Raw genomic sequence first — 26,778 nt, 5'->3', positions numbered from 1 at the left:
TATAAAGATCAAAAGCTTTCTCGCTTGCCACCTTATAAAGGCCGCCAGGTGCCTGCCCGGGGATCTTCATGCCTCATGACATCGAGCGCCGCCCGCGCGGCGCTTCGCGAGCAAGCTCTGCTCCCACATCTGTTTCGGGCCAGTTATGCCTGTGGGATCACCTCGACCGCCTTGTTTGTTCGCTACAGATCTGTGGTGGTACGAGCAAGGCGGTTGCGGTGACGTCCCAGGCGTGTTGGAGCAGAGCTTGCTCGCGAACGCGCCGCGCGGGCGGCGCTCGGTCTTGAGAAAGCCGGAAAAGCCAGAGCCCTACACCTGGCGGCCTTGATGCGATCCCCCAACATGCTCCTACCGGGCCTGAAGCCCCCCTGCGCACTATATTGCCCAACCCACCACAATTGCGCATCATGTTCGCCCCTGTCGCCCGTTTCTATATAGAGAAGGACCCACCCCGCAATGACCACCCCCCGCCGCAGTCTCGGCGCCATGCTGTTTCCCGTTGGCTTGCTGATGATCGCCATGGCGTCCATCCAGTCCGGCGCTTCGCTGGCCAAAACCCTGTTCCCCGTGATCGGCGCCCAGGGCACCACCACCCTGCGCCTGATCTTCGCCGCCGTCATCATGGTGCTGCTGCTTCGCCCCTGGCGGGCGACGCTGACCGCCCGCTCGCTGTTGACGGTGGTGATCTACGGCATCGCCCTGGGCGGGATGAACTTCCTCTTCTATATGGCACTGCGCAGCGTTCCCCTGGGGATCGCCGTGGCCCTGGAATTCACCGGGCCACTGGCCGTGGCGCTGTTTGCATCACGAAAACCTCTGGACTTTCTCTGGATAGCCCTGGCCGTGCTGGGGCTGGTGCTGCTGGTGCCTACCGGTGATGCCCAGGCTGGGCTTGACCCCGTCGGGGTAGCGTATGCGTTGGGGGCCGGTGCATGCTGGGCGCTTTACATTCTGTTCGGGCAGAAGGCCGGCGCCGACAATGGCATACAAGGCGCAGCCCTGGGGGTAGTGGTGGCGGCGGTTTTCATCGCGCCCATCGGCATCGTCCACGCTGGCACCGCGTTGCTCTCCCCTGCCCTGCTGCCCGTTGCCCTGGGCGTGGCGGTGTTGTCGACAGCACTGCCCTATAGCCTGGAAATGGTGGCCTTGACGCGCCTTCCCGCCCGTACCTTCGGTACCCTCATGAGCATCGAACCGGCGTTCGGCGCGTTGTCGGGGCTGTTGTTCCTGCACGAAGTGCTGTCGTTCAACCAATGGCTGGCCATCGCCTCGATCATAACCGCTTCCATTGGCGCCACATTGACCATGAGCCGCGAACCCCACCCGACCCCCGTGGCGGATTGAACCAAAACCAATACAGAAAAATCGTCATTGGCAATTGCGGCAAAGCGCCAGCCTGTTTAGGCTGTAACCCTTCGTGAAACTTGAAGTTTTCGACCGTGACAGGATGTCCCAGACGGATCAGGTGATAAGCCGTTAATCAGACTCGGGCGCTAGATCCGGGCATGCCAGTAAGGACATCAATGAAACATTTGCTGATCATGACAGCGATCCTGGCCATTGCCGGTTGCGCTGCCACTTCACACACCTCAGTCAAGCATGGCAGGAAAGGATTGCATATCAACTGCTCGGGGCTGTCGTCCAATTGGGACAAGTGCTACCAGGCCGCCGCCGATTCCTGCGGGGCCAAGGGCTACAAGGTATTGGCCAAGTCCGGCGACGCCGTGGAAGACCCCGGTGACTACCCCTTCGGGCTCAACCCGGCCGGCTACACCAGCCGCAGCATGATCGTCATCTGCAAGTAGCCCTGCGAAAAAGTGCAAACGCCCTTCAGAAAGGGTCGGCCATTGGTTGCCGCCCCGCCGAAACATGACCTATGGTTCGTTCCATCGACATTCGAAGGAACTGCATCATGGCGTCAGTACCCCATAACAAAGTCGTGCTGGTCATCGGTGCCGGCGATGCCACCGGTGGCGCCATTGCCCGCCGTTTCGCCCGCGAAGGCTATACCGCCTGCGTGGTACGGCGCAGCGCGGAGAAATTGCAACCGCTGGTAGACCGTATCCACGCTGACGGTGGCCAGGCGTTCGGGTTTGCCTGCGATGCCCGCAAGGAAGACGAAGTCATCGCGTTGGTGGACCGCATCGAGCAAGACATCGGGCCTATCGAAGCCTATGTATTCAACATCGGCGCCAACGTGCCCTGCAGTATCCTCGACGAAACCGCGCGCAAGTATTTCAAGATCTGGGAGATGGCCTGCTTCTCGGGCTTCCTCACGGCCCGGGAAGTGGCTCGGCGCATGGTGGGTCGCCAGCGTGGCACGCTGCTGTTCACCGGTGCTACCGCCGGTACCCGAGGTGCCTCGGGCTTTGCCGCATTTGCCGGCGCCAAGCACGCCTTGCGGGCCCTGGCGCAAAGCATGGCGCGCGAACTGGGTCCGATGAACCTGCACGTGGCCCACGTCATCGTCGACGGTGCCATCGACACCGAATTCATCCGCACCCAATTTCCCGAAAAGTATGCGGAAAAAGACCGCGACGGCCTCCTGGACCCTGACCATATCGCCGAGAACTACTGGTTCCTGCATTCCCAGCCCAGGGACGCCTGGACCTTCGAGCTGGACCTTCGCCCCTGGGCTGAACGCTGGTAACCCTCCCCCGACTGCGAGCTACCGCCATGAGCAAGACTGTTGAGTTCTATTTCGACCTGGGCAGCCCCGCCAGCTACCTGGCCTGGACCCAATTGCCGCTGATCTGCGCCGAGACCGGCGGCCAACTGGTGTACCGCCCCATGCTGTTGGGTGGCGTGTTCAAGGCCACCGGCAATGCCTCCCCTGCCAGCATCCCGGCCAAGGGCCGCTACATGACCCAGGACCTGCAGCGCTTTGCCGCGCGCTACCAAGTGCCACTGCGCTTCAGCGCGCACTTTCCCATCAACACGCTGCCCTTGATGCGCATGGTGACGGGCGTCCAGATGCACGACCCAGAACGCTTCCAGACGCTGCTCGATTGCCTGTTCTCGGCGTTATGGGTAAGAGGGCTGAACCTGGGCGACCCCGCAGTGGTGCAGGAAACCGTGGAAGCCGAGGGCTTCGATGCCCAGGCGCTGCAAGCGCTGGTACTGGACGAAACGGTCAAGCAGCAACTGAAGGAGAACACTGAACAGGCCCTGCAACGCGGGGTATTCGGCGCGCCAAGCCTGTTTGTGGATGACGTGCTGTATTTCGGCCAGGACCGCCTGGACTTTGTGCGTGAGGCGTTGTCACGGGCTTGAGTCGGACGCACAAGCCCATGGCAGCGGAACAGCCCGCGTCACGAACGCCGCGCAGCCGACGCGGCCTCACGGCCGCTTGCTACAGGGATCAGACCGGCGCGGTGCGCACCTGCAGCCACTCCAGCGCAGCGCCCTGAACCAGGGGCCCCACCCGCGACAGCACTTCACGGTGATAACCATTGAGCCAACCACGCTCTTCGGCCGTCAGATGCTCCACCAGCAGGCATCGGGTATCGATCGGGCACAGGGTCAGGGTTTCAAAGCTGAGAAACTCACCGAACTCGCTGCTGCCGGCTTCACGGTTCATCGCCAGGTTCTCGATGCGCACGCCCCACTGCCCCGGGCGGTAGGTACCTGGTTCGATGGAGGTGATCATCCCCGCCTGCATGGCCGTCTGCGGGCCCGGCGCGGCCTGGTAGGCGATCACTTGCGGGCCTTCGTGCACGTTCATGAAGTAGCCGACACCATGGCCGGTACCATGGCCGTAATCAACGTTGTCGGCCCAGATCGGCGCACGGGCGATAGCGTCCAGCAGCGGTGAGAGGATGCCCTTCGGAAACCGCGCGCGGGACAAGGCGATGACGCCCTTGAGCACCCGCGTGCAATCCGCCTTCTGCGCCTCGCTGGGGTTGCCCACCGGTACCATGCGGGTGATGTCGGTGGTGCCGCCCAGGTACTGGCCCCCGGAGTCGATCAACAGCAGACCATCACCTTCGATACGCGCATGGGATTCTTCGGTCGCACGGTAATGAGGCATGGCGCCATTGGCGTTGAACGCGGCGATGGTGGCGAAACTGAGGGACACGAAGTTGGGCCGGCGGGCCCGGGCCGCGGTGAGGTGCGTGTCAACGTCGACCTCAGTGACGACCTGGTGCGCCAGCGCCGGCTCCAGCCAGGCGAAGAACTCGCACAGCGCCGCGCCGTCCTGCTCCATGGCCTGGCGAATGTACACGGCGTCGGCCTCGCTCTTGCGCGACTTGGCAAAGGTGCTCGGGGCAATGCCCTCCACCAGGCTGACGCCTGCGTCCAGGTGATCCAGCAGGCCACAGGTGACCTTCAATGGGTCCACCAACAACCGCGCGGCAGCGGGCACATCGGCCAGCGCCGCACCTACTTGGTGATAATCGCGCAGGGTCACACCCTCGGCGGCCAGGGTGGCGGCCAACTCGGCATCGACCTTGCCCGGTGCCACGAACAGCAGTGCCTGGTCCTGGCTGACCAGGGCAAACGACAGAAACACCGGGTTGTAGGAGACATCACTGCCACGCAGGTTGAACAGCCAGGCAATGTCATCGACCGTGGCGATGAAATGCCAGTCGGCGCCGCGTTCACGCAAGGCGGCGCGCACACCGGCGAGTTTCTCGGTGCGGCTGACGGTCGCGTACGGCGGCAGGTGGGCGTAGACCGGTGCATCGGGCAGTGCCGGGCGGTCGTTCCAGACCTCCGCCAGCAGGTCGAGGTCGGTGCGCAGGCGGGCACCGCGGCCGTGCAGTTTTTCACTGAGGGTGCGTCGCGAGGCCAAGGCCATCACCGCGCCGTCCACCGCCACCGTGCCGTTGTCCGGGGTGTGCTCGGCCAGCCACTCCAGCGGCCCTGGTTTGCCCGGGCCAAGCTTGACCAGCTCGATACCGCTGCCGGCCAGTTCCTTCTCGGCCTGCTCCCAGTAACGGCTGTCAGCCCACAGGCCAGCGAAGGCCTGGGTAACCACCAGGGTGCCCACCGAGCCGTGGAAACCCGACAGCCATTGCCGCCCCTGCCAGTAGCCAGGCAGGTATTCGGACAGGTGCGGGTCGGCGGAGGGCACCAGCAGCGCATCGACGCCTTCACGGGCCATGACGGCGCGCACCTGGGCCAGGCGGGCGGGCACCTCGTTGGGGGTTGAAGACTGCGTGCTCATGCTCACTCCTGCTACCACGGTATGGGTTCGTTATAGGCTTGGGATAATGCAGCAGCGTCGGCTGGCGGGCAACCGTGGCACTGTTCGTCCTTGTTTCCCAGCCCCCGCGACCTTACTGCCCTTGCGCCGCCTTGGCCCGCAGCAACTCGATGAACGCCCCCAGTTCCCGGCTGACCGGCTCGCCCTTGCGCAACAGAATCCCGAACGGCGCCATGCGCTCGCCGAGTTCGATCGGCAGCGCCGTCACCAGGCCCATGCGCAAGTAATCGCGCAGGGCGGTCTCCGACAACACCATGATGGCGTCCGTGAGCTGGATCAACTGCTGCATCGAATACACCGAACTGCATTCGATGATGTCCGCAGGGGCCACCAGGCCTTCGCGCTGCAAGGCCTGGTCCAGGGCAATACGCGCCGGGCTGGTGTCAGGCTGCAGTATCCAGGGCCAGTCATTCACCAGTTCAGCCAGTTTCAACGTTGCGCGTTGCAATAGCGGGTGCTGGCAGTGCACCACCAGCAACAGGCGCTCATTGCCCAACGGCTCGAAATCATAGTGCTGACTGTCGATGCTGGCGTTGCGGCGGGCGATGGCCAGATCTATGCGCCCCTGAGCCAGCAGTTGGATCACCTGGTCACTGGTGTCGCCCATGATGCGTATCCGCAATTGCGGGTGTCGGCGCTTGATTTCGGCGATGGAATCCATGACCAGCCCGGGCGCCGCGCCCATCAGGGTGCCGATGGCCAGGTACCCGAAACCGCCCTGCTGGCGGGCCGCCAGATCCTCGGCGCAACGGTCCAGTCCACTCAGGGCGTTTTCGGCGAAGCGGATCAGTTCGAACCCCAGTGCGGTAGGGCGCATGCCCCGAGGCAGACGCTCGAACAGTTCGCAGCCGAACATGTCTTCGATCTCGTGCAGCATGCGTGTGGCCGCAGGCTGGGACATGGCCAGCGTCTGCGAAGCGCGGTGCAGGTTTTCGCTGCTGCCCAGGGCCACCAGCATGTGCAAGTGCTTGTAGCGCAGGCGGTTGAACAGGCTGCGGGAGACGGCGGCGGGCTGCATGGGGGAACTCCGGCGCACCGATACCCTGAAGGTATCGGACATGAGAAAAATTCGATTTGTAGCGCATAGCGCCGCCGCCGTACAGTCCTGCCACACACCACGCAGTCAAATAATTCCAAAAGGATGCTGCCGTGAAGACTTTACCCGCGTCCCTGCTGGCCAAGGTGTCCTGGCGCCTGCTGCCCTTCCTGTTGCTGATGTACATCATGGCTTTCCTCGACCGCGCCAATGTCGGCTTCGCCCGCCAGGCGTTTCAGGCCGACACCGGCCTGGGCGACACCGCGTTCGCCTTTGGTGCCGGGGTGTTCTTTGCCGGCTACGCCTTGCTGGAGGTGCCCAGCAACCTCATCCTTCACAGAGTGGGCGCGCGCCTGTGGATGTGCCGCATCATGGTGAGCTGGGGGTTGATCAGTGCGGCCATGGTGCTGGCCCACTCCGAGACCAGCTTCTACCTGCTGCGCTTCCTGCTCGGCGTAGCCGAAGCCGGGTTCTTCCCCGGCGTCATCCTCTACCTCACTTACTGGTTCCCAGGCGCCGCGCGCGGCAGGGCCATGGGCTTCTTCTATTTTGGTGCGCCGCTGGCGTTCATCGTTGGCAGCCCGCTGTCGGGCCTGCTGCTGGAACTGGACGGCGTGGCCGGTGCACACGGCTGGCAGTGGCTGTTTGTGGTCGAGGGCCTGATGGCTACCGCAGTAGGCGTGTGGGCCTATTTTTACCTGGACAATCGCCCTGCCGATGCCGCATGGCTGAGCCTTGAAGAACGCCAACTGCTGCAAGGCGTGATTGACCAGGAAGACGCCGCCAAGCCAGGCCACGGCAGCGTGCTGAAGACCCTGTGCCAACCCGCGGTGCTGTACCTGTGCCTGATCTACCTGCTCATCCAGGCCAGCGTCTATGGCGTGGTGTTCTACCTGCCCACCCAGGTGGCCGGGCTGCTGGGCAGCAAGGTCGGCCTGCTGGTGGGCCTGGTGTCCGCCCTGCCCTGGCTGTGCGCCCTGCTGGCCGCCTGGTGGGTGCCGGCCCAGGCGGACAGCCGTGGCGACCACCGCCGCGTCGCCTGCCTGACCCTACTGGTGGCAGCCGCTGGTATCGCTGGCTCGGTGAGTGTCACCAGCCCGGTGTGGGGCATGGTCGCCCTGTGTTTCGCCGCGGCCGGCTTCATCGCCGTGCAACCGGTGTTCTGGACCTTTCCCTCGCGCACCCTGGCCGGCAGCGCCGCGGCCGGTGCCATCGCGCTCGTCAATGCCTTCGGCGCCCTGGGCGGGTTCATTGCCCCGGTGCTGAAAAACTGGGCCGAGATCCACTTCGCCTCCCCCGCCGCCGGCCTCTATGTACTGGCCGCCACCACCGTGGTCGCCGCGGCCCTGGTGCTGGGCATTGCCCTCAAACCCAGGGCCAGGCCGCAACCACGCCCCGGCTATCAACACTGATTCGACTACCTGCAAGGAGCTGTCCATGAGCATTCCAACCATCAAACACGTGCGCGCCTTTACCCTGCGCGGCGGCGGCGCCGACTACCACGACCAGGGCGACGGCCACTGGATCGACGACCACATCGCCACGCCCATGAGCAAATATCCCCAGTACCGCCAGAGCCGCCGCAGCTTTGGCATCAACGTGCTGGGCACCCTGGTGGTGGAAATCGAGGCCAGCGACGGCACCGTCGGTTTTGCCGTGACCACGGGCGGCGAACCGGCCGCCTACATCGTCGAAAACCATCTGGCCCGCTTCCTGGAGGGCGCCAGGGTCACCGACCTCGAACTGATATGGGACCAGATGTACCAGTCCACCTTGTACTACGGGCGCAAGGGCCTGGTCATCAACACCCTTTCCGGGGTGGACCTGGCCCTGTGGGACCTGCTGGGCAAGATCCGCCAGGAGCCGGTGCACCAGTTGCTGGGCGGGGCAGTGCGTGACGAACTGCAATTCTACGCCACGGGCGCGCGGCCAGACCTGGCCCAGAAGATGGGCTTCATCGGTGGCAAGATGGCCCTGCACTACGGCCCAGCGGAAGGCGAGGAAGGCTTGCGCAAGAACCTGGAGGAACTGGCCACCATGCGCGAACGGGTGGGCAAGGACTTCTGGCTGATGCTCGACTGCTGGATGAGCCTGGACCTCAACTACGCCACCCGCCTGGCCAAGGGCGCTGCCGAGTTAGGCCTGAAGTGGATCGAGGAAGCCCTGCCACCCGATGACTACTGGGGCTACGCGGCCCTGCGCAAGGCCGTGCCCAGCGGCATGCTGGTGACCACCGGCGAACACGAGGCCACCCGTTGGGGCTTTCGCATGCTGCTGGAAATGGGCTGCTGCGACATCATCCAGCCGGACGTGGGCTGGTGCGGCGGCCTCACGGAGCTGGTGAAAATCAGTGCCCTGGCCGACGCCCACAACACCCTGGTGGTGCCCCATGGTTCCTCGGTGTACAGCTACCACTTCGTCGCTACCCGCCACAATAGCCCCTTCGCCGAGTTCCTGATGATGGCGCCCAAAGCCGATGAGGTGGTGCCGATGTTCCACCCGCAGTTGTTGGGCGAACCGGTGCCGGAGAACGGCCGCATGCGCATTTCGCGCCTGGACCAGCCCGGCTTTGGCGTGACGCTCAACCCGGAATGCCAACTGCACCGCCCCTATGACCGAGGAGCCCGCCCATGAAACTGCCCATCAACCCGTTCAAGGCGCAGTTGGCCAGGCGTGAACCTCAATACGGCATCTGGGCCGGCTTCGCCAGCGGCAACGCCGCCGAACTGGTGGCCACGTTCGGTTACGACTGGATGCTGATCGACGGCGAGCACGCGCCTAACACCGTACCCAGTATCCAGGCGCAGTTGCAGGCCGTGGCCCCTTATGGCTGCGCGCCCGTGGTGCGCCCGGTGACCGGCGACGCTAACCTGATCAAGCAATTGCTGGACATCGGCGCCCAGACCCTGATGGTGCCCATGGTCGACACCGCCGAGCAGGCCCAGGCCCTGGTGCGCGCCATGCGTTACCCGCCCCACGGCATCCGTGGCGTGGGTGGCGGCCTGACCCGCGCGACACGCTGGGACGGTGTGCCTGATTACCTGCACACCGCCCATGAGCAGTTGTGCCTGATCGTGCAGGTGGAATCGCGCCTGGGCGTGGACAACGTCGAAGCCATTGCGGCCGTGGAAGGTGTGGATGCGGTGTTCATCGGCCCGGCGGACCTGTCCACGGGGCTGGGCCATGCCGGCAACCCGTCGCACCCCGAGGTACAGGAAAAAATCCGCCACGCCATTGCCGCCACCCTCGCCGCCGGCAAGGTCTGCGGCATCCTGGCGCCGCGCGAGGAGGATGCTCGCCGCTACCTGAGCTGGGGTTGTCAGTTTGTTGCCGTGGGTATCGATATCAGCCTGCTGCGCCAGGCGGCGCTGGACAACCTGGCGCGCTACCGTGACACCCCCCATACCCCCGCGCCGTCGCGCACTTACTGAACTCACGGAGCCTGCCATGTCATCCGTACCGGTTTACCAGAACTACATCAACGGCCAATTCACCGCCAGCGCCGAGCACCTGGAGGTGTTCAACCCGGCCACCGGTGCCCTGCTGTCGCGGGTACCGGCTGCCAGCCCCGACGAGGTCGACCGCGCCCTGGCGGCCGCGCGCCAGGCGCAGCGGGACTGGGCGCGCAAGCCGGCCATCGAACGCGCGGGGCACCTGCGCCGCATCGCCGCGAAACTGCGCGAGCACGCCCCCGCGCTGGCCCGCACCATCACCCTTGAGCAAGGCAAGATCGGCGCCCTGGCCGAGGTTGAGGTGAACTTCACCGCCGATTACCTTGACTACATGGCCGAGTGGGCCCGACGTATGGAGGGCGAGATCATCAGCAGCGACCGCCCCGGCGAAAACATCTTCCTGTTGCGCAAACCGCTGGGCGTGGTGGCCGGTATCCTGCCGTGGAATTTCCCGTTCTTCCTCATCGCCCGCAAGATGGCCCCGGCACTGCTGACCGGCAACACCATTGTCATCAAGCCCAGCGAGGAAACCCCGAACAACTGCTTCGAATTCGCCCGGCTGGTGGCCGAGACCGACCTGCCCGCCGGGGTATTCAACGTGGTCTGCGGCGACGGGCGCGTGGGGGCCGCCCTGAGTGCACATGCCAAGGTCGACATGATCAGCTTCACCGGCAGCGTCGACACGGGCGCACGTATCATGGCCGCGGCAGCGCCGAACCTGACCAAGCTCAACCTGGAACTGGGCGGCAAGGCCCCGGCCATCGTGCTGGCCGACGCCGACCTTGAGCTGGCGGTGAAAGCCATTCGTGACTCGCGCATCATCAATACCGGCCAGGTGTGCAACTGCGCCGAGCGGGTGTACGTGGAGCGCAAGGTGGCCGATCAATTCATCGAGCGCATCGGCGCCGCCATGGCTGCCACGCGCTACGGCGACCCAGTGGCCGATGCCAGCGTGGAAATGGGCCCGTTGATCAACCGTCAGGGCCTGGACAGCGTCGACGCCAAGGTGCGCCGAGCCCTGGCCGACGGCGCGCAGTTGATCACCGGCGGCAATCCCGCCGACCGGCCCGCAGGCTTCCACTACCAGCCCACTGTGCTGGCGGGCTGCAGCGCCGACATGGAGATCATGCGCAAGGAAATCTTCGGCCCGGTACTGCCGATCCAGGTGGTCGACGGCCTGGACGAAGCCATTGCCCTGGCCAACGACTGCGAATACGGCCTGACGTCATCGCTGTACACCCGTGACCTGAACAAGGCCATGCAGGCCATGCGCGAAATAGACTTTGGCGAAACCTACATCAACCGCGAGAACTTCGAGGCCATGCAGGGCTTCCACGCGGGGGTACGCAAGTCGGGCGTGGGGGGTGCCGATGGCAAGCATGGGTTGTATGAATATACCCATACTCATGTGGTCTACCTCCAAGCCTGACGGCGTGGAGTTTTAAGCCGCACGTTGCAAGCACACGGAAGATCCGCGTTGCTTGCAGCCTGCGGCGCGACGCTGGAAAAAGCCTTTGAAAGGACGCTGATCTTGATCTACACCGGCCCTCTGTTCGACAGCCACCTGCACCTCTACGACCCGACCCGCGCCGAAGGCATCCCCTGGCCGCAGCCGGGGGACGCCATCTACGGGCCGCGCCTGCCTGCCGATTACTGGGGCCAGGCCGAACCTTGCGGGGTCATCGGTGCCATGGTGGTGGAAGCCAGCCCGCGTCGCGAAGACAACGACTGGATACTGCGCACCCTTGACCAGGACCCGCGCCTGGTGGGCTACATCGGCAACCTCGACCCACTGGCCGGGACCTTCGCTGACGACCTCGACCGGCTGGCACGTGACCCACGCTTTCGCGGCATCCGCTACGGCAACCTGTGGGGCCGCGACCTGCTCGGCGACCAGCAGCGCGCCGGGTTCATCGACGCCCTGGCACAGGTGGCCGAACGCGGCCTGGTACTGGACAGCGCCAACCCCGATGCGCGCCTGATCGAAGGCCTGCTCACGCTCAGCGAACGCCTGCCACACCTGCGCATTGTCGTCGACCACCTGCCCAATGCGGCGCCGCTGGCCTTCACCGCCGAGCTGCAGGAACTGGCAAGCCGCCCTCAGGTGATGGCCAAGCTGGCAGAAATCCCGCAAGTGGGCGACGGCGGTTTGATCCGCGACGCCGGCTTTTATCGCGATGTCCTGGGCCGCCTGTTCGAACTGTTCGGCGAAGACCGCTGCTTCTTCGGCAGCGACTGGCCCAACAGTGACCACCTTGCCGACTTCACCACCACCCTGGGGCTGGTCAAGGCATGTATGGCGACACACCCCGCACATACCCAGGAAAAATTCTTTCTGCATAACGCCCCACGCGTCTATGGGCTGCCAGGGGGCGCGCGATGAAGACCCGCGCTTTTCGCATGAACCTGCACCCCGGCATGGCCGACGAGTACCGCACGCGCCACGACCAACTCTGGCCGGAACTGGCAGACGCCCTGCTGCAGGCTGGCATCGTTGACTACCGCATCTTCCTGGACCCCGACAGCCATGCGCTGTTCGCGGTGATGCAGCATGAAGACCAGCACCTGCTCGATCAATTGCCGGAGCTGCCAGTGATGCAACGCTGGTGGCAACACATGAAGGACATCATGCCCAGCCACCCCGACGGCTCGCCGGTGAGCCTGGAGCTGGTACCGATGTTCGAGCTCAGAACCGACCCCGTGCAAGAGTTGCCGCACGCTGCGCCCCGGCCAACGCAGTAAAGCCTGAACCCACGCCGACGCGACCTGACGGCCACTGCTGAACGCTTTACGACAATAACAACAAGGGAATCATGCTTTGGAAATCATCATCCTCGGGGTGCTGCTGCACTTCATCGGTGGCTTCGCCTCCGGCAGTTTCTACATCCCCTACAAGAAAGTCCGCGGCTGGGCCTGGGAAAGCTACTGGATCACCGGCGGCCTGGTGTCCTGGCTGATCGTGCCCTTGATCGCCGCGCAACTGACCGTGCCCGGCTGGGCCGACATCCTGCGCCAGGCCGCCCCGTCCACACTGGCCTGGACGTACCTGTTCGGCGTGCTGTGGGGCATCGGCGGCCTGACGTTCGGCTTGACCATGCGCTACCTGGGGCTGTCCCTGGGCATGTCGTTGATCATGGGCCTGACCTCGGCCCTGGGCGCGTTGATGCCGCCGCTGTACCGTGACCTGTTCACCGATGACAGCACCGGCACCCTCAGCGCCATGTGCACCAACCTGGGCGGGCAGTGCGTGCTGATTGGCGTGGCGGTATCGCTGGTCGGCATCGCGTTGTGCGGCCGCGCCGGGTTCATCAAGGAGCGCGAAGTGCCCGACAGCACCAAGTTCCAGAGCGTCAGCGAATTCGCGCTGGGCAAGGGCCTGTTGGTAGCGGTGATCAGCGGCGTGCTCAGCGCCAGCTTCAGCTACGGCATCACCGCCGGCAGGCCCCTGGCAGCGGCGGCCGTGGAGCACGGTGCCAACAGCCTGTTCCAGAACAACGTGACCTTCATGGTCATCATGTGGGGCGGCCTGACCACCAACGGCCTGTGGTGCCTGTGGTTGAACTGGCGCAACAAGACCTTCCACAACTACCGCGACCGCAGCACCCCGCTGCTGGCCAACTACCTGCTGGTGGCGTGCGCTGGCACCCTGTGGTTCCTGCAGTTCTTTTTCTACGGGATGGGCGAAAGCCGCCTGCACAATGACGCCAGCAGCTGGGTGCTGCACATGTCGTTCATCATCATCGTGTCCAACGTCTGGGGCCTGTACTTCAAGGAGTGGCAAGGCACCAGCAGGGCTACCAAGGGCGTTTTGCTGGCAGGGATCGTGGTGATCCTGGCTGCCATCACCCTGGTGGGCTATGGCAATTACTTAAGCTGAGGAGAAATGAAATGCTGCTCAAGGACAAAACCGTGATCATCACCGGCGCTTCCCGCGGCATCGGCCGCGCCGTGGCCCGCGAATGTGCCCGCCAAGGGGGCCGCGTGGTCATCGGCCATAGCGGCAGCGCCCAGGGCAACCAGGCCGCCGCCTCGCTGATCGAGGAAATCCGCGCGTTCGGCGGCCAGGCCATCGACGTGCCCGGCGACGCCGCCGACCCCGACACCGGCGGCAAGCTGGTGGCCGGCGCGCTGGAAGCGTTCGGCAGTGTCGACGTGTTCGTCAACAATGCCGGCATCTGCCCGTTCCACTCGTTCCTGGACATGCCCCGCGAGACCTACCTGAAGACCGTCAACACCAACCTCAATGGCGCCTACTTCGCCGTCCAGGCCGCTGCCAACCAGATGAAAGACCAGGGCCGCGGCGGCGCGATCATTGCCATCAGCTCCATCAGCGCGCTGGTGGGTGGCGGCCTGCAAACCCATTACACGCCCACCAAGGCGGGCCTGCATTCCCTGATGCAATCCTGCGCCATCGCGCTGGGGCCGTATGGTATCCGCTGCAACTCGGTACTACCTGGCACCATCGCCACCGACATCAACAAGGACGACCTGGCCGACCCGGACAAACTGGCCTACATGACCCAGCGCACCCCACTGGGGCGGCTGGGCGAACCGGATGATATCGCCGGCCCGGTGGTGTTCCTGGCCTCGGACATGGCGCGGTACGTGACGGGGGCTTCATTGCTGGTGGATGGTGGCCTGTACGTGAACCTGCAGTAACCCTGCAGCAGTGGCCGCCAGGCAGCGTCGGCCGTCACCCGGCATGCCTGGCACACCGCTGGCGGCGCCTGCGCGGCCAAGGCCTCCATGTGCCTGGCATCGTCACGCACGCCAGGCCCGCAACAACGCGGCGAAGTGCGCCGCCGCCTCGCTCAACGGCCGATCCGTCGGCGTCGTGAGCCCTACCGGTGCGCGCAGCAACGGGCTGGTGAATGGCAGCGCACGGACGATGCCCAGGCGCAGGTCCAGGTCGACCACCCCACGCTGCACACACCAGACGGCGTCGTAGTCCTGCACGTAGACCCGCGAAAAGGTCTCGCTCAGCGATTCGAGGATGTCGAACCGTTCACTGGCGTTCTCGGACAGCAGAAAGTTTTCGACGCTGATTCTCACCAGCGACCCCTTGGGCGACGTGATCAGCACGTGCGGGCGCAAGTCCTCGAGCCGCAAGTGCTCGCGATCCGCCAGCGGATGCCCGCTGCGCACGACCATCAACAGGTCTTCCTCATACAGCGCTTCGAACGCCACGCCGAGCATATCCCTGCCGATCAACCGCCCGACAATGAGGTCGATGGCACCGGTACGCAACTTGCCCACCAGGAACTCATACACCCCTGACACGACTTGCACCTGCACATGCGGCGCCTGCTCGCGCATGTGTGCGACCACTGGCGCCAGCATGTAGCCGGCCGCCGTGGGCAGCGCGCCCACGCGCAGTACCTGGGGCATCAGCGGCGCGGTCTGGGGCAGCGCCAGCGCCTGGTTGAAGCTGCTCAGCGCCTGGGCGGCATGTTGGTGAAACGTCTCGCCGGCCTGGGTCAGCTGCACGCCCTTGCGGCCACGTATCAACAGTTGCGCGCCGACGTCCTGCTCCAGCTCCTTGAGGCTTTTGGAGACGGCCGACAGGGTGATGTGCATCAGCCTGGCTGCGGTGGCCAGGCTGCCCGAACTGACCACCGCGGCAAACACCCGCAGGTGGCGAAGGTTGATAAGGCTCACAGCTGGCCCCCTTGCTTGATCAACCTGGAGGTTAACCAAGGTCGGATTTTATATCAATTTAATCAACCTCGAGTTTGACCTAGGATGGACCCCTGTCTTTCTCACACAACAAGAACCGAGGACAACCTCATGCGGACTCTGGATATGCGGCTGGGCGTCTCAAGCGCATCGCTGCCCAGCCTATCCCCGGAAAGCTTGATCGACGAGCTCGCCAGGCTGGGTTACCAAGGTGTCGAATGGCGCGTGGCAGACACCCGCCAACTCAACCCGGCGGCCCCTTGGCATGCCCGTGACAACAATCGCTGCACCGTGGCGCCCGACGAAGCATCGGTGCAGCGCATCCGCCACCTGTGTGACGCCGCCGGCCTGACGATCTTTGCCCTCAGCCCCTACCTGGCGGTAGGCGACGTGCAGCAGGCCTTGCGCTTGATCGACCTTGCCGCGCTGGCCGGGCAGGCCCGCCTGCGCCTGTGGGCGCCCGACCCTGAACGGGAGAGCTACACCCTGGCGTGCGCGCGGATGCGCCGGTTTCTGGACCTTATTGTGCCCCGCGCGCAGGCGAATGGCGTGCAACTGGTGCTTGAAGTGCACCAGCGCACCATCTGCGCCAGCCCGTCGCTGGCCATGCGCATCGCCGAACATTACCCGCCGCAGCAACTGGGCATCCTCTACGACATGGGCAACCTGGCCATCGAAGGCCGGGAAAACGTCAAGCTGTCGCTGGAGCTGATGGGCGCTCACCTGGCCCACGTCCAGGTCAAGAATGTAGCCTACAGGGCCCAGGGCCCCGGGCTTGGCTGGGCCTGGGAATGGTGCCCTCCAGACGAAGGCGTGCTCCCCTTGCGCCAGATGCTGAGTACCCTGCGCGAAAGTGGTTTCGACGACTGGGTGTCCATCGAGGATTTCTGCACCAGCGCCTGTGGCGACCTGGACAAACTGGCGCGCAACCGCGCCCTCATCCGTGACTACCTGGGCCTGGACAACCCGGGCGTCACTTCCCCCCCTGCAAGAAGGACTGCCCATGACCACTGCACCCACTGAACGCCGCGTAGCCTTGATCACCGGTGCCGCCGGCGAACTGGGCCGGGCCATCTGCAAGCGCTTGTGCAAGGATGGCCTGGATATCGTTGCCGTGGACCTGAACGTCGAGGCCGCCCAGGCACTGGTCCAGGACCTGATGCTGGAACCTGGCCAGCGCGCCCTCGCCCTGCAAGCCGACCTGGGCGATGCAACGTCCATCGCGGCCATGGTCGAGCAGACCGGGTCGGCCTTTGGCCGCATCGATGTCGTGGTCAACAATGCCGCGGTCAACCATCGCGGCTCGCTGTTCGACTTCGATCCTGTGCAGTGGGACCACATGATGGCGGTCAATCTGCGCGGCCCTGCCCTGCTGTGCCAGCAGGTGGCCCCATACTGGAGAAAACAGGGCAACGGCCGGGTGATCAACATGGTGTCACGTTGCTGGGTGGCCGGTGGCCCACCCGCCTATGTTGCGTGCAAGGCTGGGCTGGTGGGCCTGACCCGCTCGATGGCGCGTGAACTGGCGCCGTGCAACGTGACGGTCAACGCCATCGCGCCCGGCTTGCTGCCTTCGGCGTTCACCCAGGACGGTCGCGACCTGGAAAGCTTCGACGCCATGGTGCAGGGCTCTATTCGCAACACCCCGCTCAAGCGCCTGACCACCCCTGCGGATATCGCCAATACCACCGCCTTCCTGGCCTCCCACGACGCGGCGTTCATTACCGCCGAGGTCATTCACGTGTGCGGCGGCAGCCAGTTGGCGCCGTTCGGCAACGGCTGACTGCACACCCTGACCACTCAACCCCAACAACGACAATAAATAAAGGTTGCCCATGAGCACACATCAACCCTACGACCGCAGGATGGCTCGCAAGGCCGCCTTCGGCAGCTTCCTCGGCAGTGTGGTGGAGTATTACGACTTCTTCATCTACGGTTCGGCAGCCGCGCTGGTGTTCAGTACGCTGTTCTTCCCCTCCTCCGACCCCATGGCGGGCACCCTGGCGGCGCTGGCCACGTTTGGCGTGGGCTACATCGCCCGCCCCTTCGGCGCCTTGATTTTCGGCCACCTGGGTGACCGCATCGGCCGCAAGCGGGTGCTGATGATGACCCTGGTGCTGATGGGCCTGTCCACCTCCCTGATCGGCCTGCTGCCGACCCACGCCAGCGTAGGCGCCTGGGCGCCGGCGCTGCTGGTGTTCTGCCGGCTGCTGCAAGGCCTGTCCGCAGGCGGCGAACAGGTAGGCGCCAGCCTCCTGACAATGGAGCATGCGCCTGGCAAAAAGCGTGCGTTCTACACCAGTTGGTTGATCAATGGCGCTTCCATGGGCTCGATCCTGGCGACCTCGGTGTTCATCCCGCTCTCAATGCTGTCGGAAGAACAACTGCTGGCGTGGGGCTGGCGCATCCCCTTCCTGCTCAGCGCGGTGATGGTCACCATCACCTGGATGATCCGCCGTGGCGTGGACGAAAGCCCCGAGTTCCTGGAAAAACGCAAAGAGGTCGCCCAGGCGCCAGTGGTGGAGATGTTCAGCAAGGAATGGCGCGCGTTCATCACGGTGTTCTGCTGCGCCCTGATCTGTTCGGTGTCATCGCTGGTCATGATCTTCGGCCTGTCCTGGGCCACCAACAACCAGCACGTCGACCGTTCGGCGATGCTGACGGCCATCGCCGCCAGCCAGGTGGTGGCGCTGATCTGCCAACCGCTTTACGGGCTGTTGGCGGACCGTATCGGCAAGAAGCGCATTTTCGCGCTGGGATCGCTGGCTTGCTGCGCTGGTGTGTTCCTGTTCCTGTGGTCCATCACCACCGGCCAGATCGGCCTGATCATCTTCGCCACCGTATTGCTCAAGGCGGTGCTCTACAGTGCGCCAAACGCCCTGTGGCCGTCGTTCTACGCCGAGTTGTTCAGCATCCGCGTGCGCTACACCGGAGTCGGGCTGGCGACGCAGTTGAGCTTCATCGTCTCGGGCTTCTCGCCCACCCTGTGTTATGCCCTGCTGAATCAAGGGGCCGGTTGGTTGCCGGTGGGCTATTTCATCGGAGGCCTGGCGCTGATCGCGTGCATCGCCGCGTTGGCGTCGAGGCCGGCTACAGAGCCCCGGCCGGTGAGTGCGCTGGGCACTGCCTGAGCGTACAGGCCAGCGAGCGTCCGACGCCTTGATCGCTCGCTGGCAACTGGCACACCACCTGGCCATGCCCACAGGCAGTGGCGGTTACCCCGCGGGGGCAATCTCCACCCGCTCAAACCGCCCCGCCAGCACCACGTAGGCAAAGATGCCCAGCACACCATGGGCGGCGACGAACCACAAGGCCATGTCGAATGAGCCGGTGGAGGCCACGAAAAAGCCGATGACCACCGGCGTGACGATGCCAGCGATGTTACCGATGCCGTTGAACACCCCGCCACTCAAGCCCACCATACCTTTGGGCGCGGTGTCCGAGAGCACTGCCCACCCCACCGCCGCCAGCCCCTTGCCGAAGAAGGCCAGCGCCATGAGGGCGATCACCATCCAGTTGGCGTCCACGTAATTGGCCGAAACCAGGCTGGCGGCCAACACCATGCCGATCACGAACGGCGTCTTGCGCGCCCGGGAAGGGTGCATGCCCTTGCGAATCAGGTAGTCCGACACCACGCCGCCCAATACGCCCCCCGAAAACCCACAGATCGCCGGCAATGCCGCTACCCAGCCGGCTTCCATGATCGTCAGCCCGCGGCCCTTGATCAGGTAGATGGGAAACCAGGTAATGAAGAAATAGGTCAGCGCGGTGATGCAGTATTGGCCCAGGTAAATAGCCCACAGCGTCCGGTGGGTGAAAAGCTGTGCCACCTCGGCGAACGAGAGCGTTGGCTTGGTCAGTTTGCGCGTGGCTTCCAGGTCGACCAAGGCGCCGCCTTCACGCATGTAAGCCAGCTCTTCGTCGCACAGCCGTGGGTCACTGAGCGGCTCGCGGTACAACGCGAACCAGAATACCGTAGCCACCAGGCCCAGCGCGCCCATCCACAGAAACACATGCTCCCAGCCCAGGGCATGCGTCAGCCAGGCCATCAGCGGCGCGAAGACCACCACTGCCATGTATTGAGCCGAGTTGAACAGGGCCGATGCCGTACCGCGTTCACTGGTGGGGAACCAGCAGGAAACGATGCGGTTGTTGGCCGGGAACGCCGGCGACTCCACCAGCCCCAGCATGAACCGCATGCCAAACAGCGTGGCCGCGGCACTGGAGCCGACGATGCCGAACCACCCCACCGTGCCTTGCATCATGGTGAACAACGACCACAGCAGCAGGCTGCAGCCATACACACGGCGCGCCCCGAACTTGTCGAGCAACCAGCCGCCGGGTATCTGCCCCAACGCGTACGCCCAGGCGAACGCCGAGAAAATCATGCCCAGCATGATCGGGTCCAGCCCCAGGTCCTTGACCACCCCTGTACCGGCAATGGACATGGTGGCGCGGTCGGCGTAGTTGAGCACGGTGACCGTGAATATCAGCGACAGAATCACGAAACGGCGACGGCCCACCTTGGCCTCGGCAATGGGCGTTGCCAGCGAAGCGATCTTTGCATTCATGGGAGCCTCCGGCCTCCTCGCGGGGAGGCTTTATTGTTGGAATGGAGCGCGAGCCAAATGGCTCAGCAGGCGACCGCCGTGGGTAACGGCTGGCCCTGGAAACAGGCTTGCAGGTTGGCCAGCACGATCTCGCCCATGGCCAACCGGGTCTGTTCGGTGGCGCTGGCGCGGTGCGGTTGCAGCACGGCATTGGGCAATGCGCGCAGTGCCTCGGGTACCCGCGGCTCGTCGGCGAATACGTCCAGACCGGCACCGGCGATCACCCCCTCGCGCAGAGCGTCGATGAGGGCAGGTTCGTCGACCAGTTTGCCGCGCGCCACGTTGATCAGGTAACCGTCGCGGCCCAACGCCTGCAGTACCTGCGCGGTAATGATAGCCTTGCCCTGATCCGCCGATGCCGCCAGCACCAGGACGTCACTGCGGCGCGCCAGCTCCGTGAGGTCGGGGATGAACTCATGGCCGCTGTCGGGTTGCACCTGCAAGTCGGTATAGCGGATGGTCATGCCGAACGCCTGGGCGCGCTTGGCGATGGCATGGCCTACCCGGCCCAGCCCGACAATGCCGAGCTCGATGCCCGTGACCTTGCGCGCCAACGGTTGCACCACCGCGCCCCATTGCCCGGCCCGCACGATACGCTCGCCATTGCCCAGGTCGCGCAGGGCCATGATCAACAAGCCCATGGCCATGTCAGCCACGTCGTCGGTGAGCACACCCGGTGTGGTGGTGACCTGCACACCGCGCCGCCTGGCGTGCTGCAAGTCCACGGCATCGGTGCCGATACCGCTGATGGCAATGACTTCAAGCGCCGGCAAACGGTCCATCACGGTATTGGCCAAGCCCTTGGCGCCGCCGGTGACCACGGCGCGGATACGCCCGCCCACCTGCCGTAGATAAGCATCCTGGTCGGCCGCTTCGTAGAGCCTGTGCAGGGTATAGAGTGCCTGCAAACGGGCATCGATGGGCGCGGGGACGGGCTGGGTCAGGAGGATGTCGGTCATGGTGTCGCCTGCTTGAGCAGTCGTTATTGTGCCGGGCTTGCAGCGCACGCCCGATTAAGCTCAAGAGTAGGAAAACCAACGATGCCGGTCTAACATAGATACTGAATCGACCCATACAAGAATTGAATCGTGGAACTTCACCAACTTCGCTGCTTCGTCATGGTTGCAGAAGAGCTTCATTTCGGCCGGGCCGCCCAGCGCCTGTTCATGACGCAGCCGCCGCTCAGCCGGCAGATCCAGTTGCTGGAGCGGTCCCTGGGGGTCACCTTGTTCGACCGCGGCAACCGCCAGGTCAAGCTGACCATCGCCGGCCAGCATTTTCTGCGCGACGCTCGCCATGTGCTCACCTATACCGCGCAGGCGGCCGATGTTGCCCGGCGCCTGGAACGCGGCGAAGTGGGGCAGTTGATGGTGGGGTTTACCGCCGTCAGCGGCTATGACCTGATTCCAGGGCTGCTGGACCATGCGGCCAGGCAGATGCCGAACGTGGGGGTTGGCCTGCGTGAAATGGTGTCGGGCGCCCAGATGGAAGCACTGGAAGCCAACATGATCGACCTGGCTTTCGTGCGCCGCGCCGCAGAGCGCCACGTGTTCGACTATCACCTGATCAGCCGCGAACCCTTGCTGGTCGCCTTGCCTGAAGGCCACCCCCTTGTGCCGCGGCAAGCAATCAGCATGGGCGAGCTGGATCAGCAACCCTTCGTGATGTACTCACCCGACGAGGGGCGCTATTTCTACGACTGCATCGCCGGGCTGTTCGCGATTGCGGGAATAGCTCCCAGCTACCGCTATTACCTGGGCCAGACCCACTCCATCCTCGGCCTGGTTCGCGCGGGCCTGGGCTTGGCGATTGTCCCGGCCGCGGCCCGCCACCTGTATCCGGGCCGTTTGCAGTTTCGGCCGCTCAAAGATGCCTCACCCCACGCAGAGCTGTACATGGCGGCTCGGCGAGACAACGACAACCCAGCCGTTGCGCCGTTCGTTGGCATGGCCTTGAGTTACTTTCAGGCGGCCCCCGGGCAGCAAGGTATTGACTGCTGAAGCGGCCATGCTACTCGAGCAGCACGTTTCTCAACGTTTGCCTCTGCTCCGGGCCCACGCCGGCCACCGTTTCGAGGTAATCGTCGACGCTGCCGTAGCGCTCGACGATGGCGTCGAAAGCCGCCGCCAGGTATTCCTTCTCCGCCGACACCAGGGGCGCGATGACCGCATCGTCCGGCGCGACACCAAACATCACGGTCAGCACCTGCCGGATGGAGGCTTCGCCCCGTGGGCCGCTCCAGTACCTGGTACTCAGCAGGTAATCATCCAGAATGCTTTGCTCCTCGACCCCAAGGGCCGCGAGCAGCACCGCCGCGAGAAACCCGGTGCGGTCCTTGCCCGCCGCGCAGTGGAACACCAGCGGCAGGCCCTTGTTGGCCAACAACTGCTCGAACAGGGTGCAGAGATGCGGCGCGAACGCCTCTGGAAAGTGTCGATAAGAGATCAGCATGGCCTGCCTGGCGCCCTCTGCCGAGGGGTTGTCCAGCAGCGCCTTGGCCATGGCGGCGTTACCTGCCCGCACGTCCGCGCTCACATCCAGATGCAGCACCTGCACCGAGGTACCTTCTGGCCATCGCGTGGGTATATGAGCTCTTTCCCTGGCGCTGCGCAGGTCACAGACAAGCTGGACACCCAGGCCGCGTACCACCTCCAGATCCTCAGGCGTCAGCCCTGCCAGGCCCTCCGAGCGGTATAGTTGACCACGCCGCACAGTCCTTGAGTCTTTTGTCGAACAACCACCCATGTCGCGAAAGTTCGGTGCGCCGGCCAACAGCGGCACGTTATCAATGGGTACTGCCATCGCGGGATCTCCAGGTGGACATTAAGGTTGGACGCGGGATCTTACGCCATTCGCCAGGGTCTCAACATGAAGCGGGTCGACAGAATGGGGATGCCCTGTGCGCCTGAATCGTCACTGGGCAGAGGGTTGGCAGCCTGTCGGATAAAGGAACCGGGGGGCCGGCGGCCCTGTCCACTGCACATCCAGTCGCAAGGCGCGTACCCCGGCCGTGTGCGAGCATTGTTCCTGATGGCGAGAGTTACCCATGAAGGTGATTACCCTGGTGCACGGCCGTGGCGCCCACCTGGCGAACCTGATCCGCGGCCTGGAGCTGTCCAGCCTTACCCCGCAGGGCTTGTGGATCGTGCACATGAACGAGGCGCCCGGCCCATTCAGCAGCCATGTGTTTCCCATCCATACCCTGCGCGTGGATGAGCCCGGTGGTTTGCCATTGGCCAAGGCCCGCAATCACGTGGCCACGATCGACCCTGTCGCACCCTGGGTGTTTCTCGACGTCGACTGCATTCCCGCGCACGACCTGCTGGCGCAGTACCGCGATGGCCTGCAGGCTCAGCCCGATGCGCTGCACATGGGCCAGGTTCGCTACCTGCCCCAGGGTGCCAATGGCGCGGGCTGGAACGAGGCCGCGTTGTATGCGCAAGGCGTGGAGCATGCGCTGGCGCGCTTTCGCAGCGGACCGGGCAGCGCCCTGCCCCACCACCTGTTCTGGTCGCTGAACTTCGCCTGCACGGGCACTGTGTTCGCGCGCATAGGCGGGTTCGATGAAGATTATCGGGGGTATGGCGGTGAGGACACCGACTTTGCGTTCCGGGCCAGGGCCGCGGGCGTGCCCGTGCTCGACAACCCGGCGATGGCCTTCCACCAGTACCACCCCAGTTACGACCCGCCGCTGAACCACTTCGCCGACATCATCGTCAATGCGCGACGCTTCCATCGTCGCTGGGGTGTCTGGCCCATGGAGGGCTGGCTACACGCGTTCACTGAACAGGGCCTGTTGCGCTGGACCGACGAGCACCTTGAAATCATTCAGGCGCCGTCTGCCGAGGACGTGGAACGGGCACTGATTAAAGGCAGTTGATCGGGGCTTGCCTCTGCGTCCCAGGTACCGTGGGCGGTGTGCCTGGCCCTAATCAGTGCCTGGGACGCGGCCAGCGCCGCGGCTACAGGCCATGGCCAAGGTGGCTTCGATGAGGCGTGCGGCGCGCGCCGCGGCACTCACATCGGCCCAACCTTGCCAGTGGCGGGGGTCGAGGCTGCGCGCCGCCTCCAGTAGAGCCGGCCACTGGTGTGCTGCCGGCCAGCCCTGCTCCAGCCCTATTGCCACGCCCAACTCATTCAAGCGCCGCGCCTGCCGCCGTTGCTCGTCAAAGGGGCGGTGTTCGGCCACGGCGATGTAGCGGCAACCCAGTGAAGCCGCCTCGCCCACCAGGCTGTCGCTGGCACTGCCAACCACCACTTCCGCGTTGACCATGTGCGCTTGCGGGTTGGTCACGCGCCCCAGCCACTGCAGGTTCGGGAGCGCCGCACCTGGCGCCAGGCCACCGGCTATGCGCAAGTGCCAATCAGGGCACTGGCGCGCGATCGCTTCGATCAGGGCAACCGACAGGCCGGTACCGCCCTGCCCGGTGATGATCAGGACCTGCCCCGTTCGCGGCGTGGCGCACGGCGCGCCGGCAAACCGCGAGAGCCAGCCGCTGTAGGTGGTCTTGTCGCGTAGCCAGCGGGGCGTGTCGGGCGCTTCCATCGGGGCCGGATAGGGCGCCAGCAGCGCGCTGGCGCTTTCATAGGCCAGGCGGTGGGCCGCATCGTCCCGCAAGCCGTGCTGGCGCACATACACCACCGGCACCGCGCACAGCCGCGCGAGCAGGGCGACTTCCACCGATACGTCCACCACCAGCACGCAGGGCCAGTGCTCGGCCAACCATTGCGCGAGCATCGCCATGCGCTCGCGCAGGCCATCCACGGCCAAGGGGGCATAGTGCAATACGTCGAAGCGTTCCACCTGCATGCCCGCCGCCGTGTCGCCCGGTAACTGCAAGTGGCGCACGCCAGGCGGCAATTCACCCGGTAACTGCGAGCCGATCAGCGTCACCGGCACGCGCAACGCCTGGGCAATCTGCGCGGCACGTACACCATGACCGGCGCCATGGTGGTGCACGTAATAACCTACCTGTGGCTCAGGCATGACGCGCAGCCACTTCAGTCAACAAGGCTTCGTAGCGGTCCAGCATCAGGTTCTGGTCCCACAGGGTTTCGGCCCGTGCTCGGCAGGCCTGGCGCGACTTGCCACGGGCGGTCGCGATGGCGGCGGCCAGCGCGGCTACGTCATCGGGCGGCACCAGGCAGCCGACCTCCTCGCTGATCAGGTCAGCCATGGCCCCCCGGTCGAAGGCAGCCACCGGGGTGCCACAAGCCAGTGCCTCGGCCACCACCAGGCCGAAAGGCTCATCCCAGCAAGGGGTCACCAGGGCCACGGCGGCGCTGGCCAGCTCGGTGGCAAGCTGGGGCCGCTGCAGATGGCCCAGGTACTCGACACCCGGCCCCAGCCGAGGCCTGATCTGCGCCTTGAAATAAGTATCGTCCACCGCTTGCCCAGCGAGCCGCAAGGGTATGCCGGCCAGGCGAGCGGCGTCGATGGCCAGGTGCGCGCCCTTGTCCGCCACCAGCCGGCCAAACCACAACGCGTGCTCGCCAACGGTCCCGGCGGGCTGCCAACCGTGCAGATCGATACCGTTGGGAATCACCGCGCACCGCGGTACTACGTCCGCCCATCGACGTGCGTTCGCGGCCGACAGCGTACTGAAACGACCGGCCTGGCGATCGCCCCGCAGCGCATTGACCATCTCGAAGAACGGCGGCGTGTGCAGCACGGTGAGCATCGGCGTGCGGATCAGTGACGCCATGGTCACGGGCACGTAGTGCAGGCTGTTGTTGAAGATCACATCGAAGCCGTAGTCGTCGATACGCTGCATGAGTTTCAGGTAGGCATGGTGCTCGGCGATATAGGCGCTACTCACGCTGGGGCGTCGGCACGCGTCCTCGTCCGGCACAGGCACCGCCTCCAACTGCGCGGCGCTACCGCCCTTGGCAAACAGGGTCACCGCGTGGCCACGGGCCCGCAAGCCGAGCGTCACGTCATGGGTGAACGCTTCCAGCCCGCCGGCAAAGGGCTGGCACACCGGGAAGCGAATATGGGTAAGCACGCCGATACGCAGGGGCTGTTCTCCTTGTACGAAGGGTTGGGAATTCTCGAGCGGGTCGCTGCGCCACATGCGCTGCCTCCTTCCGGTTATTCATTCAGGCGTCAGCGAACGGCAATGGTTCCGCCCGGGTGCACCTGACTTCAACGAAGGTGCTGGGGTGGCAGCATTCGCTCCAGCATGCCATCGCGGCGCACGGCCACATGCCAGACGGTTGCCGCCACGTGCAGCACGATCAGCCCATACACCGCGAACTGGCACCACACATGCACCGTGTCGGCGGCCTTTCCCAGCCCCTCGTCGTGCGCAAACCCCGGCAACGCGAGCATCCTGAAAAACGGTACGTCCTGGCCATTTCCCGCCATCAGGTAGCCCGTGACGGGCATTATCAGCAGCACGAGGTAAAGGAGGCCATGGGTAAGCCCCGCCAGCACAGCGGTCACCCGGCCGATACCAGCGGGGTAAGCGGGCGCGGGGTGGCGCCACCGCCAGGTAAGGCGTATCAGCACCATCAGGAATACGCTGATGCCCATGGACTCGTGGGCCATGTACCAGAAGACGCGCACTGGGCCAGGGGGAAAATTCTCCGCCACCCAGACAAAAGGCAGCAGCAGGCACAGCGCCGCGACTGTCAGCCAATGCAGAGCCTGAGCGATGCCCGTGTACCGCGCCATGGAGCCCCCTGACCCAACCGATGTCGGTTGCCAAGCCTGAAGGTTAGCTCATTGCAGCGGCCCTGGACCTGCCGGCGACACGCTCGATAAGCCAGAGGCTGGTCGGTGCCCGGTACGCG

At 64.9% G+C, this 26,778-nt stretch carries 27 protein-coding genes; 18 read left to right on the top strand and 9 right to left on the bottom strand.

The features are described 5' to 3' along the window. The 5 genes from QBK88_RS15140 to QBK88_RS15120 form a co-directional block, all read left to right on the top strand. Positions 1-222: hypothetical protein (locus QBK88_RS15140; protein ID WP_277962631.1), on the top strand; the 222-nt coding region annotated here is incomplete at its 5' end. A 234-nt stretch (positions 223-456) separates the two neighbouring features. Next, positions 457-1,344, top strand: a complete 888-nt coding sequence (rhtA, locus tag QBK88_RS15135; RefSeq protein WP_277962630.1) for a threonine/homoserine exporter RhtA — start codon at positions 457-459, stop codon at positions 1,342-1,344. Between the two features lie 179 nt (positions 1,345-1,523). Beyond that, entirely contained in the window at positions 1,524-1,805 is a 282-nt protein-coding gene (locus tag QBK88_RS15130) for a hypothetical protein (RefSeq protein ID WP_268142912.1), read from the top strand. A gap of 107 nt (positions 1,806-1,912) precedes the next feature. Next, positions 1,913-2,650 (top strand): SDR family oxidoreductase, encoded by a 738-nt coding sequence (locus QBK88_RS15125; RefSeq protein ID WP_268142914.1) that lies wholly within the window; start codon positions 1,913-1,915, stop codon positions 2,648-2,650. A 26-nt stretch (positions 2,651-2,676) separates the two neighbouring features. Beyond that, positions 2,677-3,273, top strand: coding sequence for a 2-hydroxychromene-2-carboxylate isomerase (locus tag QBK88_RS15120; RefSeq protein ID WP_277962629.1), 597 nt, complete (start codon positions 2,677-2,679; stop codon positions 3,271-3,273). Positions 3,274-3,361: 88 nt separating this feature from the next. Here the strand turns inward: QBK88_RS15120 and QBK88_RS15115 are convergent, their stop codons facing one another. Both QBK88_RS15115 and QBK88_RS15110 read right to left on the bottom strand, forming a co-directional pair. Next, positions 3,362-5,170 (bottom strand): aminopeptidase P family protein, encoded by a 1,809-nt coding sequence (locus tag QBK88_RS15115; protein ID WP_277962628.1) that lies wholly within the window; start codon positions 5,168-5,170, stop codon positions 3,362-3,364. A gap of 112 nt (positions 5,171-5,282) precedes the next feature. Beyond that, positions 5,283-6,227: a LysR family transcriptional regulator gene (locus tag QBK88_RS15110; protein ID WP_277962627.1), complete on the bottom strand. Its 945-nt coding sequence runs from the start codon at positions 6,225-6,227 to the stop codon at positions 5,283-5,285. Between the two features lie 131 nt (positions 6,228-6,358). Between QBK88_RS15110 and QBK88_RS15105 the strand changes: the two genes are divergently transcribed. The 8 genes from QBK88_RS15105 (at position 6,359) to QBK88_RS15070 (ending at position 14,356) form a co-directional block, all read left to right on the top strand. Further along, positions 6,359-7,657 (top strand): MFS transporter, encoded by a 1,299-nt coding sequence (locus tag QBK88_RS15105; protein ID WP_277962626.1) that lies wholly within the window; start codon positions 6,359-6,361, stop codon positions 7,655-7,657. 25 nt (positions 7,658-7,682) lie between these two features. Further along, positions 7,683-8,879, top strand: a complete 1,197-nt coding sequence (rhmD, locus tag QBK88_RS15100) for an L-rhamnonate dehydratase (RefSeq protein ID WP_277962625.1) — start codon at positions 7,683-7,685, stop codon at positions 8,877-8,879. Then, a complete protein-coding gene (locus QBK88_RS15095; protein ID WP_277962624.1) occupies positions 8,876-9,676 on the top strand; it encodes an HpcH/HpaI aldolase family protein in 801 nt (266 codons plus the stop codon). The genes rhmD and QBK88_RS15095 overlap by 4 nt, the downstream gene beginning before the upstream one ends. A 16-nt stretch (positions 9,677-9,692) precedes the next feature. Further along, a complete protein-coding gene (aldA, locus tag QBK88_RS15090; protein WP_277962623.1) occupies positions 9,693-11,126 on the top strand; it encodes an aldehyde dehydrogenase in 1,434 nt (477 codons plus the stop codon). Between the two features lie 102 nt (positions 11,127-11,228). After that, entirely contained in the window at positions 11,229-12,080 is an 852-nt protein-coding gene (locus QBK88_RS15085) for an amidohydrolase family protein (RefSeq protein ID WP_277962622.1), read from the top strand. Continuing rightward, a complete protein-coding gene (rhaM, locus tag QBK88_RS15080) occupies positions 12,077-12,439 on the top strand; it encodes an L-rhamnose mutarotase (protein WP_277962621.1) in 363 nt (120 codons plus the stop codon). The genes QBK88_RS15085 and rhaM overlap by 4 nt, the downstream gene beginning before the upstream one ends. A gap of 76 nt (positions 12,440-12,515) precedes the next feature. Beyond that, positions 12,516-13,574, top strand: a complete 1,059-nt coding sequence (rhaT, locus tag QBK88_RS15075) for an L-rhamnose/proton symporter RhaT (RefSeq protein ID WP_277962620.1) — start codon at positions 12,516-12,518, stop codon at positions 13,572-13,574. An 11-nt stretch (positions 13,575-13,585) separates the two neighbouring features. Further along, on the top strand, positions 13,586-14,356 hold the full coding sequence (locus tag QBK88_RS15070) for an SDR family NAD(P)-dependent oxidoreductase (RefSeq protein WP_268142935.1): 771 nt from the start codon (positions 13,586-13,588) through the stop codon (positions 14,354-14,356). A gap of 102 nt (positions 14,357-14,458) precedes the next feature. Here QBK88_RS15070 and QBK88_RS15065 read toward each other — a convergent pair whose 3' ends face one another. Beyond that, on the bottom strand, positions 14,459-15,355 hold the full coding sequence (locus QBK88_RS15065) for a LysR substrate-binding domain-containing protein (RefSeq protein ID WP_277962619.1): 897 nt from the start codon (positions 15,353-15,355) through the stop codon (positions 14,459-14,461). 129 nt (positions 15,356-15,484) lie between these two features. On the opposite strand from QBK88_RS15065, the gene QBK88_RS15060 reads away from it, so the two are divergent. Genes QBK88_RS15060 through QBK88_RS15050 form a run of 3 tightly spaced genes read left to right on the top strand, consistent with a single transcriptional unit; the run spans position 15,485 to position 18,504 of the window. Beyond that, the gene (locus tag QBK88_RS15060; RefSeq protein ID WP_277962618.1) at positions 15,485-16,396 is read left to right on the top strand and encodes a sugar phosphate isomerase/epimerase family protein; all 912 of its coding nucleotides are present in this window, start codon (positions 15,485-15,487) and stop codon (positions 16,394-16,396) included. Beyond that, positions 16,377-17,156: an SDR family oxidoreductase gene (locus tag QBK88_RS15055; RefSeq protein ID WP_277962617.1), complete on the top strand. Its 780-nt coding sequence runs from the start codon at positions 16,377-16,379 to the stop codon at positions 17,154-17,156. The genes QBK88_RS15060 and QBK88_RS15055 overlap by 20 nt, the downstream gene beginning before the upstream one ends. Positions 17,157-17,208: 52 nt before the next feature. Continuing rightward, complete coding sequence (locus tag QBK88_RS15050) at positions 17,209-18,504, top strand: MFS transporter (protein ID WP_277962616.1); 1,296 nt, start codon at positions 17,209-17,211, stop codon at positions 18,502-18,504. 84 nt (positions 18,505-18,588) lie between these two features. Here the strand turns inward: QBK88_RS15050 and QBK88_RS15045 are convergent, their stop codons facing one another. Further along, positions 18,589-19,944: an MFS transporter gene (locus tag QBK88_RS15045; protein ID WP_277962615.1), complete on the bottom strand. Its 1,356-nt coding sequence runs from the start codon at positions 19,942-19,944 to the stop codon at positions 18,589-18,591. Positions 19,945-20,006: 62 nt separating this feature from the next. Next, positions 20,007-20,942, bottom strand: coding sequence for a 2-hydroxyacid dehydrogenase (locus QBK88_RS15040; RefSeq protein ID WP_277962614.1), 936 nt, complete (start codon positions 20,940-20,942; stop codon positions 20,007-20,009). 129 nt (positions 20,943-21,071) lie between these two features. Here QBK88_RS15040 and QBK88_RS15035 point away from each other — a divergent pair, with 129 nt between their 5' ends. Continuing rightward, positions 21,072-21,983: a LysR family transcriptional regulator gene (locus tag QBK88_RS15035; protein WP_277962613.1), complete on the top strand. Its 912-nt coding sequence runs from the start codon at positions 21,072-21,074 to the stop codon at positions 21,981-21,983. Between the two features lie 10 nt (positions 21,984-21,993). Here the strand turns inward: QBK88_RS15035 and QBK88_RS15030 are convergent, their stop codons facing one another. Further along, positions 21,994-22,785, bottom strand: coding sequence for a tyrosine-protein phosphatase (locus QBK88_RS15030; protein WP_277962612.1), 792 nt, complete (start codon positions 22,783-22,785; stop codon positions 21,994-21,996). A gap of 244 nt (positions 22,786-23,029) precedes the next feature. On the opposite strand from QBK88_RS15030, the gene QBK88_RS15025 reads away from it, so the two are divergent. Continuing rightward, complete coding sequence (locus QBK88_RS15025) at positions 23,030-23,863, top strand: galactosyltransferase-related protein (protein ID WP_277962611.1); 834 nt, start codon at positions 23,030-23,032, stop codon at positions 23,861-23,863. A gap of 48 nt (positions 23,864-23,911) precedes the next feature. Here the strand turns inward: QBK88_RS15025 and QBK88_RS15020 are convergent, their stop codons facing one another. The 3 genes from QBK88_RS15020 to QBK88_RS15010 all read right to left on the bottom strand — a co-directional run bounded on the left by QBK88_RS15020 (position 23,912) and on the right by QBK88_RS15010 (position 26,659). Next, positions 23,912-24,970 (bottom strand): hypothetical protein, encoded by a 1,059-nt coding sequence (locus QBK88_RS15020; RefSeq protein WP_277962610.1) that lies wholly within the window; start codon positions 24,968-24,970, stop codon positions 23,912-23,914. Beyond that, on the bottom strand, positions 24,963-26,057 hold the full coding sequence (locus QBK88_RS15015) for a glycosyltransferase family 4 protein (RefSeq protein WP_277962609.1): 1,095 nt from the start codon (positions 26,055-26,057) through the stop codon (positions 24,963-24,965). The genes QBK88_RS15020 and QBK88_RS15015 overlap by 8 nt, the downstream gene beginning before the upstream one ends. 71 nt (positions 26,058-26,128) lie before the next feature. After that, positions 26,129-26,659 (bottom strand): cytochrome b, encoded by a 531-nt coding sequence (locus QBK88_RS15010; protein ID WP_277962608.1) that lies wholly within the window; start codon positions 26,657-26,659, stop codon positions 26,129-26,131. Between the last annotated feature and the right edge of the window lie 119 nt (positions 26,660-26,778).

The sequence above is a fragment of the Pseudomonas sp. RIT-To-2 genome, assembly GCF_029623465.1.
Lineage (GTDB): Bacteria > Pseudomonadota > Gammaproteobacteria > Pseudomonadales > Pseudomonadaceae > Aquipseudomonas > Aquipseudomonas silvicola.
This window is presented reverse-complemented; position numbering and strand designations above follow the sequence as displayed.